This window comes from Microbacterium kribbense, assembly GCF_039537285.1.
In the GTDB taxonomy this organism is placed as follows: Bacteria; Actinomycetota; Actinomycetes; order Actinomycetales; family Microbacteriaceae; genus Microbacterium; species Microbacterium kribbense.
Window position 1 is genome coordinate 87,683 of record NZ_BAABAF010000004.1, and the last position, 14,638, is coordinate 102,320.

Genomic DNA, 14,638 nt, shown 5'->3' on the forward strand with positions numbered 1-14,638 from the left:
ACTGGCGCCGTGACATATGTGATCGCCCTCCCGTGTGTGGATGTGAAAGACCGCGCGTGCGTCGACGAATGCCCCGTGGACTGCATCTACGAGGGCGAACGCTCGTTGTACATCCACCCCGACGAGTGCGTGGACTGCGGCGCCTGCGAGCCAGTGTGCCCGGTCGAAGCGATCTATTACGAAGACGACCTGCCCGAGGAGTGGGCCGACTATTACAAGGTGAACGTCGAATTCTTCGACGACCTCGGCTCGCCCGGCGGGGCCGCCAAGATCGGCGTGCTGCACAAGGATCACCCCATCGTGGCGGCGCTGCCGCCACAGGGCGCCTGATTCGGCATGGGCGTCGCCGACCTGGCCGACTACCCCTGGGACGCGGTCGCGCCGCTGGCAGAGATCGCCCGTGCGCACCCGGGCGGCATCGTGGACCTGTCCATCGGCTCGCCGGTGGATGCCACCCCCGATCTGGTGCGCCGGACGCTGGCCGACGCCACCGACGCGCACGCCTACCCGCAGACCGCCGGCACGCCCGAGGTGCGCGGCGCCATCGCCCGGTGGTACGCACGGCGCCGCGGGGTGCCGGCACTGACTCCGGATCAGGTGCTGCCCACGGTGGGCTCGAAGGAGCTGGTGGCCCTGCTGCCGCTGCTGCTGGGACTGGGCCCGGGCGACATCGTCGTGCACCCGCGTGCGGCCTACCCGACCTACGAGGTCGGGGCACGGCTGGTGGGCGCCACCCCGCTGGCCGCCGACGACCCGGCCGACTGGCCGGCCGGGGCGAAGCTCGTCTGGATCAACAGCCCCGGCAATCCGGACGGGCGGGTCCGCGACATCCGATCGCTGCAGCAGGCCGTCGCACGGGCGCGCGAGATCGGTGCCGTCATCGCCGGCGACGAGTGCTACGCCGAGCTGGGCTGGGATGCCCCCTGGGACACCGAGCCGATCCCCTCGGTGCTCGACCCGCGCGCGGCCGGCGCCGAGGCGGCCGGCGTGCTGTCGGTGTACTCGCTGAGCAAGCAGTCCAACCTCGCCGGCTATCGTGCGGCCTTCCTCGCCGGTGACGCGGCGCTGGTGGCCCGGTTGCTCGCCGCCCGCAAGCACCTGGGCCTGATGGTGCCCGCGCCCGTGCAGGCGGCGATGGTCGCCGCGCTGGGCGACGATGCGCACGTCGTGGCGCAGAAGGAGACCTACCGGCGTCGCCGCGCGATCCTGCGCCCCGCGGTCGAAGCCGCCGGATTCCGGGTGGATGGCAGCGAAGCCGGCCTGTATCTGTGGGCCACCGAGGGCCAGGACGCGTGGCAGAGCATGCGGCGACTGGCCGAGCTGGGCATACTCGCCGGCCCCGGGCATTTCTACGGCCCACACTTCCCGCAGCACATCCGGCTGTCGCTGACGGCACCCGACGATCGCGTGCAGGCGGCGGCCGAGCGGCTGCGTTCATAGCCTGCCGCCAACCGATCCGGGCATCCTTTGGCCGTTGTCTCAGTAGGCCAGGGTGCGGGATAGGCTGTATGGCGAACCCCTGGATGACTTCAATCGCAAGGAGGCGCCGTGACCGACGCGGGAGCACAGCCGGAGACCGCCACCCTGACGATCGGCGACCGCACCGCCGAACTGCCGGTGCTCCAGCCCACCGACGGCAATCCGAGCATCGACATCTCGTCGCTGACCAAGCTCACCGGTCACACCGCGCTGGACTACGGGTTCGTCAATACTTCCGCCACCAAGTCGGCGATCACCTACATCGACGGTGACGCCGGCATCCTGCGCTATCGCGGCTACCCGATCGAACAGCTGGCCAAGAACAGCTCCTACCTCGAGGTGGCCTGGCTGCTGCTGTACGGCGAGCTGCCCAGCGCCGGCGAGCTGACCGACTTCGACGAGCGCATCCGCCGGCACACGCTGCTGCACGAGGACCTCAAGCGGTTCTTCTCGGCGCTGCCGCACACCGCGCACCCGATGTCGGTGCTGTCCTCGGCGGTCTCGGCGCTGTCGACCTACTACGAGCACCAGTCCGACCCGCACAACCCCGAGCACGTCGAGCTGAACAACATCCGGATGCTCGCCAAGCTCCCGGTGATCGCCGCCTACGCGCACAAGAAGAGCGTCGGCCAGGCATTCCTCTATCCGGACAACTCGCTGAGCTTCGTCGACAACTTCCTCAAGCTCAACTTCGGCGTGCTCTCCGAGGAGTATCAGGTCAGCCCGGTGATGTCGCGGGCGCTGGAGCGACTGCTGATCCTGCACGAGGACCACGAGCAGAACGCCTCCACCTCCACGGTGCGCCTGGTCGGCTCGACCGGCGCCAACCAGTTCTCGTCCATCTCGGCGGGCATCAACGCCCTGTACGGCCCGCTGCACGGCGGAGCCAACGAGGCCGTGCTCGCGATGCTGGCGCGCATCCGCGACTCCGGTGAGAGCGTGCAGCGCTTCGTCGAGCGGGTCAAGAACAAGGAAGACGGCGTGAAGCTGATGGGCTTCGGGCACCGCGTCTACAAGAACTATGACCCGCGCGCCAAGCTGGTCAAGGAGTCGGCCGACGAGGTGCTCACCGAGCTGGGCATCCAGGATCCGCTGCTGGACCTGGCCAAGCAGCTCGAAGAGATCGCGCTGGGCGACGACTACTTCATGGAGCGCAAGCTCTACCCGAACGTCGACTTCTACACCGGCGTGATCTACAAGGCCATGGGATTCCCGACCCGCATGTTCACGGTGCTGTTCGCGATCGGCCGGCTGCCCGGCTGGCTGGCGCAGTGGCGCGAGGCCGTGAACGATCCGCAGACCAAGATCGGCCGCCCGCAGCAGTTGTACATCGGCGCCGCCGAGCGCAACTACCCCGGAGCGCAGTGATGCCGCGGCGCCTGCTGGTGCGCCGCCCCTCACCCCGCCTGAACGAAGGCGAGCTGACGCACCGCCCGCGGGTGGACGCGGACCCGCAGCTCGCGCTGGCGCAGTGGGAGGGGTACGTCGAGGCCTTCCGCTCGCGCGGCTGGGACGTCATCTCGCTGCCCGCCGCCGATGAGCACCCGGACGGAGTCTTCGTCGAGGACGTCGTGGTCGTCTTCGACGACATCGCGGTCATCACGCGGCCGGGGGCGTCTTCACGGCGCGGCGAGATCGACAGCGCCCGTGCGCAGGTGACCGCCACCGGGCTGACGGTCGCCGCCATCGCGGCCCCGGGCACGCTCGAGGGCGGCGACGTGCTCAAGATCGGCCGCACCGTGTACGTCGGCCTGTCCTCGCGCACGAACGCGGACGGCATCGCGCAGCTGCGGGCCATCCTGGAGCCGCACGGGTGGAGCGTCGTGGCGGTGCCGATCACGAAGGTGCTGCATCTGAAGACCGGAGCCACCGCACTGCCGGACGGCGCCGTCATCGGCTACCAGCCGCTGGTGGACGACCCGACCGTGTATGACGAGTTCGTGCCGATGCCCGAAGAGGAGGGCAGCGCCGTCGTGGTGCTGGATGAGCACACCGTGCTGATCTCGGCATCCGCACCCGGCACTGCCGCGGCGCTGCGCGCGCGGGGACTGGAGGTCGTCGCGGTGCCGGTGACCGAGTTCGAGAAGCTCGAGGGGTGCGTCACCTGCCTGTCGGTGCGGGTGCGCGGCTGAGCGCACTCGGCGCGCTCAGGCGTGCAGGGCCTCGTTCAGCGTCACGCCGGACCCGGCGCGCCCCAGCGCCTCCACGGCGCCGGTGAGCGAGTTGCGGCGGTAGAGCAGGCCGGAGCGACCGGACAGCTCCGCCGCCTTGACCGACGGCCGCGTGCCGTCGGCGCGCGCCGGCTCGTCGACCAGCAGCACCTTGGTGCCGCCGGTCAGATACAGCCCCGCCTCGACGACGCAGTCGTCGCCCAGCGAGATGCCCACGCCGGCGTTGGCCCCCAGCAGGCAGCGCTGCCCGATCGAGACGCGATGCGTGCCGCCCCCCGAGAGCGTGCCCATGATCGACGCGCCGCCGCCGACGTCGCTGCCGTCGCCGACGACCACGCCCTGCGAGATGCGGCCCTCGACCATCGAGGCCCCCAGGGTGCCGGCATTGAAGTTGACGAACCCCTCGTGCATGACGGTGGTGCCGGGGGACAGGTAGGCACCCAGCCGCACCCGCGCGGCGTCGCCGATGCGCACGCCGGCCGGGACGATGTAATCGGTCAGGCGCGGGAACTTGTCCAGGCTTTGGATCTGGATGCCCGCGCGCCGCAGCTGCGGGCGCAGTCGGGCGACGGCATCCGGGTGCACCGGCCCCGCGCTGGTCCAGGCGACGGTGGGCAGGAAGGCGAAGATGCCGTCCAGGTTCAGCCGGTTCGGCACCACCAACCGGTAGGACAGGGCGTGCAGCCGCAGGTAGGCGTCGGCGGTCGAGGCCGGCGCCTCGTCCAGGTCGATCTCCAGCTCGACGACCTCGGTGCGCACGTCGCGGCGGGGGTCGGCTCCGACGGCGGACTGCAGGTCGGCGGCGCGGGTGGCCACCGTGGTGCCGTCGGCATGGCCGACGCGCGGATGCGGGTACCAGGCATCCAGCACCGTCCCGTCCGAGCTGATGGTGCACAGACCGGTCCCGAAGACATGCCGCTGCTGGGTCATGTCACCCACGGTAGCGTGCCGGAGGCGCAGGCGCCCCCTGACTAGACTCGGAGGATGCCGGTGCTCGATCTGTCTGCGACCTCGTTGGATCTGACCCGGGCGCTGTGCGACATTCCGAGCGTCTCGGGCGACGAGACGGCGCTGGCCGACGCCGTCCATGCCGCTGTGCAGGGCCTGGACCATCTGAGCGTGCACCGCGACGGCGACACCATCGTCGCGCGCACCGATCGCTCCCGCCCGCAGCGGGTGGTCATCGCCGGGCACATCGACACGGTGCCGATCAATGCCAACGTCCCGTCTCGCCTGGTCACCGAAGACGCCGGAGCGTACCTGTGGGGACGGGGCACGGTCGACATGAAGGCGGGGGTGGCCGTGCAGCTGAAGCTGGCCGCCGAGCTGACCGACCCGCGCATCGACGTCACCTGGATGTGGTACGACCACGAGGAGGTCGCCGCCGACCTGAACGGTCTGCACCGCCTCGCCCAGAACCGGCCCGACCTGTTCGCCGCCGACTTCGCGATCCTCGGCGAGCCCTCCGACGGCGAGGTGGAGGGCGGCTGCAACGGCACGCTGCGCGTCGTGGTGCGCACCACCGGCGTGCGCGCGCACAGCGCGCGTGCCTGGATCGGCGAGAACGCCATCCACAAGGCCGCGCCGATCCTGCAGCGACTGGCCGAGTACCGGCCGCGCGAGGTCGCCGTCGAGGGGCTCGTCTACCGCGAGGGCCTGAACGCCGTGCGCATCGCCGGGGGAGTGGCCAGCAACGTCATCCCGGACGCGTGCGAGGTCGAGGTCAACTACCGCTTCGCCCCCAGCCACACCGTGGCCGAAGCCCTCGAGCACGTGCGCAACGTGTTCGCCGGATTCGAGGTCGAGCAGGTGGATGCCTCCGCCGGCGCGCGCCCGGGACTGGACGCGCCGCTGGCCCAGGAGTTCCTGGCCGCCGTCGGCGCGCGGCCGCGGCCGAAGTACGGCTGGACCGACGTCGCGCGCTTCTCGGCGCTGGGCATCCCCGCCGTCAACTACGGGCCCGGCGACCCGCATCTGGCCCACCACGACCAGGAGCGCGTGCCCGTCGCCCAGATCGCGGCGGTGGAGGCGGGCCTGCGCGCGTGGCTGTCGCCGAGCTGACCGGCGTGTCGGCACGGTCGTGGCGCGCTCTTGCCGCCCCGGTGCGCATCGGCATCCTGTATCTGCTCTCGCGCCTGGTCACGACGGGTTTCTTCATCGCGGCGGCGCAGCTGTCCACTCCGGCGTCGCGCTACGGCGCGCACCCGGGCGTGCCCGCGCTGCTGATGGGCTGGGATGCGCAGTGGTACTGGTTCATCGCCGTGCACGGCTACCCGAGCACGCTGCAGGTGGACGATGCCGGCGCCGTCGTGCAGAATCAGTGGGCGTTCATGCCGGTCTATCCCTACCTGGCGCGGCTGCTGGGCGGGACCGGCGTCGGCTGGCAGCCGGCGGCGATCTGCATCTCGCTGGTGGCCGGCTACCTGGCGGCCCTGGTGCTGTATGCGCTGCTGCGGCCGCGGGTGGGCGCGGCCGTCGCCACCTGGGCGGTGCTGCTGTTCGCGTCGGCGCCGCTGGCAGCCATCTTCCAGATCGGGTACGCGGAGTCGCTGTTCCTGCTGTGGCTGTTCCTCGCGCTGTGGGCGGTGATGCGCCGCCGATACGGGTGGCTGTACCTGCTGGTGCCGCTGATGGGATTCACCCGGCCCGGGGTGCTGGCATTCGCCCTGATGCTCGCGCTGCACGGCGTGCACCGCTGGCTGATCCGGCGGCGCGAGCCGCTGCCCCTGCGACAGGGGCTGCACATCGTGGCACTGGGGCTGTGGGCGGCAGTGGTCGGCCTGTCCTGGCCGGTGATCGCCGGCGCGGTCACCGGGAGGCCGGATGCGTATCTGGCCACCGAGCTGAGCTGGCGCGCAGGGTGGGGTGCCGGCGCGGCCGGCGGCTTCGTGCCGTTCCAGGCGTTCTGGCAGGGCGCCGCGTTCTGGCTGCGCACCTGGGGTCTGGGCGAGGCCGCCGGGTATGTGGTGCTGGCCGTGCTGCTGGCACTGGTCGCCGCGGCGCTGCTGTTCGCGCGGCGGGTGCGCCGGCTGGGCGTGGAGATCCGGCTCTGGTCGGCGTCGTACCTGCTGTACCTGCTGGCCGTGTTCTTCCCGCAGTCCAGCCTGTTCCGGCTGCTGGTGCCGCTCTCGCCGCTGTGGGGCGCGGTGGTGCCGCGCTCGCGGGTGTGGCGCTTCGTCATGCTGGCGGCGTGCCTGGCGGGCCAGTGGTGGTGGATCTACACCATGTACGCGGTCGGGAATACGTTCTGGCAGATCCCCTGACCGGTCGCGGCGTGACGGCCGATTATCCCCGATCGCCGCCACACGGTAAACTTGCAGCCTAGACCAGCGACGAAAGGGAGCCACGATGGCAGCCATGAAGCCGAGAACCGGAGACGGGCCGATGGAGGCTGTGAAGGAGGGTCGCCTGATCATCGTCCGCGTGCCGCTTGAGGGCGGCGGACGCCTCGTCGTCTCCGTCAATGACGCAGAAGCGAAGGAGCTTCACGACGTGCTCGGCGGTGTGGTGACCGCTTAGTTCACGACACTGCGCAGTTCTGCCATCAGCGGCCGGTCAGCAGACCGGCCGCTGATGTCTTCGCGTCCGGAGCCTCGCGTACCGTGGTCAGCTGCAGCAGCCCCTCGCCGGTGATCGACAGCGCGCCGATCACGGCGGGTGAGGCCTGGGTCTCCTGGATCAGCGAGCGGTAGGCGCTGGTGATCGGGTCCCGGCGCACCGGGTCGGACACGGCGCCGCCGGCCAGCACGCGCGGCACCAGCACGGTGCCGCCGGGCCGGACCAGTCGCAGGCCGTGCTCGACGTACTCGATCACACCCTCCGGATCGGCGTCGACCAGCACGATGTCGTAGGAGGCCTCGTTCATGCGGGGCAGCACGTCGGCGGCGCGACCGGTGATGAACCGCGCCCGCGCCGCGGGGATCTTCGCCTCGGCGAACGACTGGCGGGCGACACCGAGGTGCTCGGGCTCGCTGTCGATCGTGGTCAGGATCGCGCGGGGCGCGCCGTGCAGCAGCCACAGCCCGGAAACGCCCGCGCCGGTGCCGATCTCGATGATGGCCTGTGCGCCGCTGGCCGCGGCGATCACCGCGCACTGCGCGCCCACGGCCGGGCTGATCGGTGCGGCACCCAGCTCGAGCGCATGCGCGCGCGCCCGGGCGATGTGGTCGGGTTCCGCCGTCGCCTCCTGCACGAACCGCTGATTCGCATCGTGCTCACTCATCTGCGCGCACCTCCGGCGCCCAGACTACGGCAGTCGGATGCGCGGAACCGACAGGCGCGACGGGTACCCTGAAACCATGATCTTCGGGCTCACGATCGAGAAGCTGGTGGTGATCGGGTTGATCGCCGCGCTGCTGCTCGGACCCGAAAAGCTGCCGAGGTATGCCGCGATGCTCGCGCAGGCGGTCACGAAGGGCCGCGAGATGCTCGGCATCGCCAAGGAGCGCATGCACGACGAGCTCGGCAACGACCTCGACTGGCGCACGCTGGACCCGCGCCAGTACGACCCGCGCCGGATCATCCGGGAGGCGCTGCTGGATGACACCCCGCCGGCCGCCGCGGCCGCGGCCGTGGCGCGGCCGGCCGAGCCCGCGCTCGCGCAGTCGTTCCAGCCGGATGCGGTGCCGCCGTTCGACTCCGAGGCCACCTGAGCCCGGAGCCGCCCGCTACACCCGAGCGGCGCCGGCACGCACTCCGGTGCTGCCGAGGTTGCGTGCGCCCGGACGGGCGACCGGCGCGACCGGGGCCGGCATCGGCAGCCGGGTGATCCGCTCGGCCAGGGCCGTGATCGCCTGGGCGGCCGGCTCGTCCGGCGCGGCCACGACGATCGGGGTGCCGGCGTCGCCGCAGACCCGCAGTGCCGGGCTCAGCGGCACCGAGGCCAGCAGCGGCACCGCCGGTCCGTCCGCAGACAGGGCGCGCGCCGCGTCGGCGCCGCCGCCGGAACCGAACAGGTCGAGCACGGTGCCGTCGGGCAGCGTCAGCGGTGCCATGTTCTCGACGACGCCGATCACCTGCTGCCCGGTCTGACGGGCCACCATGCCGCTGCGCACCGCGACGTCCGCGGCCGCCTGCTGGGGCGTGGTCACCACCAGCACCTGCGCGCCCGGCAGCAGCTGACCCACCGTGATCGCGATGTCGCCGGTGCCCGGCGGCATGTCCAGCAGCAGCACGTCCACGTCGCCGAAGTACACGTCGGTCAGGAACTGCGCCACCGTGCGGTGCAGCAGGGGTCCGCGCCAGGCGACCGCCTCGCGCTCCTGCCCCGCGCGCAGGAACATACCGATCGAGATGGTCTTCACCTCGTGCGCGATCGGCGGCAGGATCATGTCGTCGATGCGGGTCGGATGCGGGGCGTGGCCGTGTGCGTCCAGCAGCCCCATCAGTCCGGGGATGGAGAAGCCGTGCACATCCATGTCGACCAGCCCCACGCGCAGCCCGGTCCGGGCCAGCGTGACGGCCAGATTGGCCGTCAGCGTGGACTTGCCGACACCGCCCTTGCCGCTGGTGACCGCCACCACGCGGGTGTGGGTCGAGGCGGCGAACGGGTTCTCCCGTCTGGCACGACTGCCTCGCAGCAGCGAGGTCAGCTCGCCGCGCTCCTGCGGGCTCATCACCCCGGTCTGCAGCTGCACCCCGGTGACGCCGGGGACGGCGGCGGCAGCGGCGGTGACGTCGGCATTGATGCGCTCGGACATCGGGCAGCCCACCACCGTCAGCGAGATCCGGACGTGTGCGATGCCGGCATCGTCGACCGACACCTCGCGCACCATGTTCATCGCCGCGATGGGCTGGCGCAGCTCGGGATCGGTGACCTGCCCGACCGCCTCGCGCACCGCGGCGGTCAGATCACTCACGACGCCGCGCCGGGCGCGTCGCCCTCCCGGTCCCCGACCTGATCCAGCATCGCCTTCAGCTCCTGTCGCAACGTCTCTCGTGTCATGATCTCACCGGTCAGCTCGGTCAGGGCCAATCGCAGGGCCACGATCTCGCGGGCCAGGTACTCGGTGTCGGCGAGATTGCGCTCGGCGCGCTGGCGGTCCTGCTCGATCTGCACGCGGTCGCGGTCGTCCTGGCGGTTCTGCGCCAGCAGGATGAGCGGTGCGGCGTAGGAGGCCTGCAGCGAGAGCATCAGGGTCAGCGCGGTGAATCCGTTCGCCGCGGAGTCGAACCGCAGCTGGTTCGGGGCCAGGGTGTTCCACGCCAGCCACAGCACGCAGAACAGCGTGAGCAGGGCGAGGAAGCTCGGCGTGCCCATCGCCCGGGCGACCCATTCGGTGAATCGGCCGAACCGGTCGCGCGAGGGCTGGCTGGGGCGGGCGCGCATGCCGAGGCGCCCGCGCGGGGCATCCAGCCGCGTCGTGCCGCGCGCCATCAGATCCGCCTCGGGATGCTGGCGGTGGTGGTGGGCACGTCACCGGTCGGCTCGGCGTCGGAGTCCTGCGAGCGCCAGTCGTCGGGCAGCAGGTAGTCCAGCACGTCGTCGATGCTGACCGCGCCCACCAGGCGGTGCGCCGGATCGACCACGGGCATCGAGACGAGGTTGTAGCTGGCCAGCAGCCGGGCCACTTCGGCGGCGGAGGCGGTCACCGGCACCGGATCGACGGTGTCGTCGATGATGGCGCCCAGGCGCTCGTGCGGCGGGTAGCGCAGCATGCGCTGGAAGTGCACAGTGCCCAGCAGCCGGCCGGTGGGCGTCTCGTACGGCGGCAGGGTGATGAACACCGCAGCCGCCAGAGCCGGGTGCAGCTCATGCCGGCGGATCAGCGCGAGCGCCTCGGCGACGGTGGCATCGGCCGGCAGCACGATCGGCTCGCTGGTCATCAGACCCCCGGCGGTGTCCGGCCCGTACTTCAGCAGCGCCCGGACGTCTTCGGCCTCCTCCGGCTCCATCAGTTCCAGCAGCTTCTCCAGGCGGTTCTCGGGCAGCTGGCCCAGCACGTCGGCGGCGTCGTCGGGCTCCATCGCGTCGAGGATGTCGGCGGCGCGCTCGTCGCCGAGCTGGTCGAGGATGTGCAGCTGGTCGTCCTCGGGCATCTCCTCCAGGGCGTCGGCGAGCCGGTCGTCCGGCAGCTCCTCGGCGACTTCGAGAAGCCGCTCGTCGGGCAGATCCAGCAGCGTGTTGGCGAGGTCGGCGGGCTTGAGCTCGGAGTAGGTCGCCACCAGCTGCTCGGCGGACTGCGCCTCGCCGGGCCGCTGCTGCTCCTGCACGTCCGACCAGTCCGCGAACGTCGTCGCGCCCTTGGCGAACGGCGAGGCGCTGGTCTTGGGCTTGCGCAGGAAGAGCTGCCCGACATCCCACTCGCCCAGCCGGTCCTGCTCGATGGCGACATCCTCGATCACGGCGTGGCCGGAGCCGTCCCGCAGGTAGACCCTGCGGCCGAGCAGCTCGGCCACCACGCGCACTTCGCCGCCGCGCTGCTTGAAGCGGCGCACGTTGATCAGGCCCGAGCTGATCACCTGGCCCATCGCTATCGAGGAGACCCGGCCGATGGACAGGAACACGTTGCGACGACCGGGGATCTCGACCACCAGGCCCACCACGCGCGGCGGATCGTCCTTGCGGTAGATCACGACGACATCGCGCACCCGGCCGACCCGGTCGCCCGCGGGGTCGAAGACCGTGCACCCGGCCAGCCGCGCAACGAAAACCCTCTGCGTGCTCACGCTCCCAGCGTAGCCGCCCGGTTCCGGCCGATCAGGGAATGCATGCGGGTGCCATGACAAGATGGTCTGATGAGCATGCCGGGGCGCGGAGCGGGACGCGCAGAGGTCGGGGAGACCGTCGCGGACTTCCCTGCTTACGAAGCCGCGCAGAAGGCCGTCTCCGCGCTGATCGCCGGCGGCGTGCCGGCCCGCGACATCGCCATCGTCGGCACCGGGCTGCGGTCGATCGAGCGGATCACCGGGCGCCTGGGCTACGCGACCGCGGCACGCCAGGGCGCGATCAACGGCGTGCTGCTGGGACTGTTCTTCTCGGCGATCTTCGTACTGGGCAACCCCGCCGCGCAGGTGTCGGTCTTCATCGGCGTGCTGTTCATCGGCGTGGCCTTGGGGATGCTGGTGAGCATCGGCGGGTACGCCATCATCCGGCGCCGCCGCGACTTCGCGTCCGTGATGCAGGTCGTCGCCGACCATTACGAGGTCACGGTGCTGCCGGCCAGCATCCACCGCGCCCGCGAACTGCTCGGTCCGATGGCGCCGGGTCCGCAGCGCCCGCCGACCGCCGACGACGCCGCGACGCGGCCGCCCCGATACGGCGAGCGGGTCGATGCCGAACCGCCGCGGTACGGCGAACGCGCGCCGGTGCCGCCGGCGGTCGCGGCCCATCACGGCCGTCACGGTGGGCACCCGCACGAGGCGCCGGCGCAGCCCGAGTCGCACACCCCCGCCGCCGACGAGCCCCCGCGGTTCGGCCAGCGCCTGCCCGCGCCCGGCGCGCAGCCGGCGGCCCGCCCCGGCACGCCGGCCGAACCGACGGCCAAGCCGCCCGTCGAGAACGGCACGGCCGATGACGGCACAGCGACTGTCGAGCCCGGCGAGACCGACCGGGCCGCCGGCGACGAGCCGGCCGGTGCGGCGCCGTCCCATGGCAGTGAGCCGGACGCCGATCCGGGGGAGTCGGGTCCCGAGCGCGACGAGTGAACCGGCCGTCAGGCCTGGTTATCGGCGCACGCGCGCTCCGTGCGCGCGGGGGCCGATCGGTATACTGCCGAAAGGAATCGCCCACCGCGATGTGTGCGATCTGGTCTGACCGACCAATGCCGGTCGAGGCGATCAGTCGGTTCCGCTCAGCCCGGCCGCGTCGTCTCGCGCGCGGCGGCCGGAACCCTTTCGATAGAGGAGACTCATGCGTCGTACAGCAATTTTCGCGGGCGCCGGCATATCGGCGCTGGCTCTGATGCTCGCTGCCTGCAGTGGCACCGGTGCCGGCGACGGCAATGCGAAGGCGGGGACTCTGGTCGGCACCGGCACCGGGAGTTCGTGCACCATCAGCGGTGAGGTGCCGGTCGCCGCGGCGTTCAGCCTCACCGGCGCGGCGGCCCAGTACGGAGCGGGCCAGAAGAACGCAGTGGAGCTCGCCGTGGAGAATCTGAACAAGGCCGGGGGAGTGAAGTACAAGCTCACCGTCGAAGACGACCAGACCGACCCCAAGCAGGGCATCCAGCTGTTCGAGCAGTTCGTCCAGGACGGTTCCAGCGTCATCATCGGCCCGACGCTGTCCAACACGGCGATGCAGACCGACCCGGTCGCCCAGGAGGGGAAGACGCCGGTGCTGGGCGTGTCCAACACGGCGGAGGGCATCACGGCGCTGGGCGACTACATCTTCCGCGACTCGCTCACCGAGGGCGCGGTCATCCCACAGACGATCAAGGCCGCCGTGGCCGCGCACACCCTGAAGAACGTCGTGCTGATGTACAGCAACGACGACGCGTTCACGACATCGGGCTATCAGGCGATGAAGGCGGCGCTGGACGCCGACGGTGTGAAGATCCTCGACACCGTCAAGTTCTCCAAGACCGACACCGACTTCCATGCGCTGCTGGACCAGGTCAAGAACGCCAAGCCCGATGCGATCGTGGTCTCGGCGCTGCTGGACGCTGCCGTCCCGCTGGTCACGCAGGCCCGCGAGCTCGGCATCACGGTTCCGATCGTCGGCGGCAACGGCTTCAACTCGCCGGCGCTGATCAAGGGCGCCGGAGCCGCCGCAGAGGGCGTCATCGTCGGCGCCGCCTGGAACTCGGCCTCCGAGAACCCGCAGAACCAGCAGTTCTTGAAGGACTACCAGGCGAAGTTCAACGCGGCGCCGGACCAGTTCGCGGCGCAGGCCTATGCGGGCATGCAGGTCATCGACGACGCCGTGCGGATCGGCTGCTCGGGTGAGCGCGAGGCCATCAAGACCAACCTGTCCAAGGTCAAGGACCTGCCCACGGTGCTCGGCGACATGAGCATCGACTCGAACCGGGACGCCGTGCAGACGGCTCTGGTCCAGGTCATCAAAGACGGCAAGTTCACGATCTTGAAGTAACCGTCCGCCGCCGCGACGGCGGTGGCGGCCGTGCGGGGCCGGTGCGCACCGGCCCCGCACGGTCTCGGTGAGGAACACACTATGCAGCAGCTGATGGACGGGATCTTCCTCGGGTCGATCTACGCCTTGTTCGCGGTCGGCTACACCCTCGTCTTCGGGGTGCTGGACCGGCTCAATCTGGCCCACGCCGCGGTCTTCTCGGCCGGCGCCCTGGTCGGGATCGAAGTGGTCACCCGCACCGGCATCTCGATCTGGGCCGCGGTGCCGATCGTGATGGTCGTCGGAGCGATCCTGGGCCTGATCATCGAGCGGGTCGCGTTCCGGCCGCTGGAGGGCCGGCACGACGCGCACTTCGCGGGGCTGATCTCCTCGATCGCGCTGGGCGCGATCTTCATCGCGCTGCTGCAGGCCCGCTACGGCCCGGACACCAGCCGGTTCGACCCGAGCGTCTTCCCGAAGACGCGCTTCGAGTTCCTCGGCGCCGGCGTGTCGCTGCTGCAGCTGCTCATCCTGATCATCAGCATCTGCCTGATGGTGCTGCTGACGTGGCTGGTCGCGAAGTCCAAGCTGGGCCGGGGCATGCGCGCCATCTCGGAGAACGCGCACGCGGCCGCCGTGCTGGGCATCAATGTGAACCGGGTCAGCGCGCTCACCTTCGCCATCTCATCGGCGCTGGGGGCCGCGGCCGGCGTGCTGTTCACCCTCAACGTGAACACCGCACAGCTGGGGATCGGCCACGCCGTCGAGCTGAAGGGGCTCGCGGTGATCATCGTCGGCGGGCTCGGCTCGCTGCCCGGTGCCGTCGTGGGCGGGCTGCTGCTCGGGCTGGCAGAGGTGTTCGCCGTCAACTACGTCGGAACCAGCTGGCGCGACATGGTCGCGTTCGGACTGCTGTTCCTGATCCTCGTGGTGCGGCCCCAGGGACTGTTCGGCGCCAAGAAGATCCGGGAGGTGTGAC

General features: G+C 71.0%; 16 protein-coding genes. 11 read left to right on the forward strand and 5 right to left on the reverse strand.

Annotated features, from left to right (window positions below; genetic code table 11):
* The first annotated feature begins 9 nt into the window (after nt 1-9).
* The 4 genes from fdxA (at nt 10) to ddaH (ending at nt 3,611) form a co-directional block, all read left to right on the forward strand.
* Entirely contained in the window at nt 10-330 is a 321-nt protein-coding gene (gene fdxA / locus ABD705_RS06370) for a ferredoxin (RefSeq protein WP_344781698.1), read from the forward strand.
* A gap of 6 nt (nt 331-336) precedes the next feature.
* Nucleotides 337-1,440 carry a succinyldiaminopimelate transaminase gene (gene dapC / locus ABD705_RS06375; RefSeq protein ID WP_344781700.1) on the forward strand — a complete coding sequence of 368 codons (1,104 nt, stop codon included), beginning with the start codon at nt 337-339 and terminating at the stop codon, nt 1,438-1,440.
* 108 nt (nt 1,441-1,548) lie between these two features.
* Nucleotides 1,549-2,847, forward strand: coding sequence for a citrate synthase (locus ABD705_RS06380; protein ID WP_344781702.1), 1,299 nt, complete (start codon nt 1,549-1,551; stop codon nt 2,845-2,847).
* Nucleotides 2,847-3,611, forward strand: a complete 765-nt coding sequence (ddaH, locus tag ABD705_RS06385) for a dimethylargininase (protein ID WP_344781704.1) — start codon at nt 2,847-2,849, stop codon at nt 3,609-3,611. The genes ABD705_RS06380 and ddaH overlap by 1 nt, the downstream gene beginning before the upstream one ends.
* A 15-nt stretch (nt 3,612-3,626) precedes the next feature.
* On the opposite strand, the gene dapD is transcribed toward ddaH, so the two are convergent.
* Nucleotides 3,627-4,580: a 2,3,4,5-tetrahydropyridine-2,6-dicarboxylate N-succinyltransferase gene (gene dapD / locus ABD705_RS06390; protein WP_344781706.1), complete on the reverse strand. Its 954-nt coding sequence runs from the start codon at nt 4,578-4,580 to the stop codon at nt 3,627-3,629.
* A 54-nt stretch (nt 4,581-4,634) separates the two neighbouring features.
* Here dapD and dapE point away from each other — a divergent pair, with 54 nt between their 5' ends.
* The 3 genes from dapE to ABD705_RS06405 all read left to right on the forward strand — a co-directional run bounded on the left by dapE (nt 4,635) and on the right by ABD705_RS06405 (nt 7,169).
* Nucleotides 4,635-5,711 (forward strand): succinyl-diaminopimelate desuccinylase, encoded by a 1,077-nt coding sequence (gene dapE, locus ABD705_RS06395; protein ID WP_344781708.1) that lies wholly within the window; start codon nt 4,635-4,637, stop codon nt 5,709-5,711.
* Nucleotides 5,693-6,913 (forward strand): hypothetical protein, encoded by a 1,221-nt coding sequence (locus tag ABD705_RS06400; protein ID WP_344781710.1) that lies wholly within the window; start codon nt 5,693-5,695, stop codon nt 6,911-6,913. Before dapE ends, ABD705_RS06400 begins: the two co-directional genes overlap by 19 nt.
* Before the next feature lie 85 nt (nt 6,914-6,998).
* Nucleotides 6,999-7,169, forward strand: a complete 171-nt coding sequence (locus tag ABD705_RS06405) for a DUF3117 domain-containing protein (protein WP_070409703.1) — start codon at nt 6,999-7,001, stop codon at nt 7,167-7,169.
* A 25-nt stretch (nt 7,170-7,194) separates the two neighbouring features.
* On the opposite strand, the gene ABD705_RS06410 is transcribed toward ABD705_RS06405, so the two are convergent.
* The gene (locus ABD705_RS06410) at nt 7,195-7,872 is read right to left on the reverse strand and encodes an O-methyltransferase (protein ID WP_344781715.1); all 678 of its coding nucleotides are present in this window, start codon (nt 7,870-7,872) and stop codon (nt 7,195-7,197) included.
* Nucleotides 7,873-7,948: 76 nt separating this feature from the next.
* Here ABD705_RS06410 and ABD705_RS06415 point away from each other — a divergent pair, with 76 nt between their 5' ends.
* Entirely contained in the window at nt 7,949-8,302 is a 354-nt protein-coding gene (locus ABD705_RS06415; RefSeq protein ID WP_344781717.1) for a twin-arginine translocase TatA/TatE family subunit, read from the forward strand.
* Between the two features lie 15 nt (nt 8,303-8,317).
* On the opposite strand, the gene ABD705_RS06420 is transcribed toward ABD705_RS06415, so the two are convergent.
* The 3 genes from ABD705_RS06420 to ABD705_RS06430 are packed head-to-tail and all read right to left on the reverse strand — an operon-like array spanning nt 8,318 to nt 11,318.
* A complete protein-coding gene (locus ABD705_RS06420) occupies nt 8,318-9,499 on the reverse strand; it encodes an Mrp/NBP35 family ATP-binding protein (RefSeq protein ID WP_344782023.1) in 1,182 nt (393 codons plus the stop codon).
* 5 nt (nt 9,500-9,504) lie between these two features.
* Nucleotides 9,505-10,026: a DUF1003 domain-containing protein gene (locus ABD705_RS06425; protein WP_344781719.1), complete on the reverse strand. Its 522-nt coding sequence runs from the start codon at nt 10,024-10,026 to the stop codon at nt 9,505-9,507.
* Nucleotides 10,026-11,318: a magnesium transporter gene (locus ABD705_RS06430; protein ID WP_344781722.1), complete on the reverse strand. Its 1,293-nt coding sequence runs from the start codon at nt 11,316-11,318 to the stop codon at nt 10,026-10,028. The genes ABD705_RS06425 and ABD705_RS06430 overlap by 1 nt, the downstream gene beginning before the upstream one ends.
* A gap of 69 nt (nt 11,319-11,387) precedes the next feature.
* Here ABD705_RS06430 and ABD705_RS06435 point away from each other — a divergent pair, with 69 nt between their 5' ends.
* From ABD705_RS06435 to ABD705_RS06445, 3 genes are all read left to right on the forward strand, one after another.
* A complete protein-coding gene (locus ABD705_RS06435; RefSeq protein WP_344781724.1) occupies nt 11,388-12,296 on the forward strand; it encodes a YflT domain-containing protein in 909 nt (302 codons plus the stop codon).
* Between the two features lie 205 nt (nt 12,297-12,501).
* On the forward strand, nt 12,502-13,680 hold the full coding sequence (locus ABD705_RS06440) for an ABC transporter substrate-binding protein (RefSeq protein WP_344781726.1): 1,179 nt from the start codon (nt 12,502-12,504) through the stop codon (nt 13,678-13,680).
* An 81-nt stretch (nt 13,681-13,761) separates the two neighbouring features.
* Nucleotides 13,762-14,637, forward strand: a complete 876-nt coding sequence (locus ABD705_RS06445; RefSeq protein WP_344781728.1) for a branched-chain amino acid ABC transporter permease — start codon at nt 13,762-13,764, stop codon at nt 14,635-14,637.
* Nucleotide 14,638 lies beyond the last annotated feature (1 nt).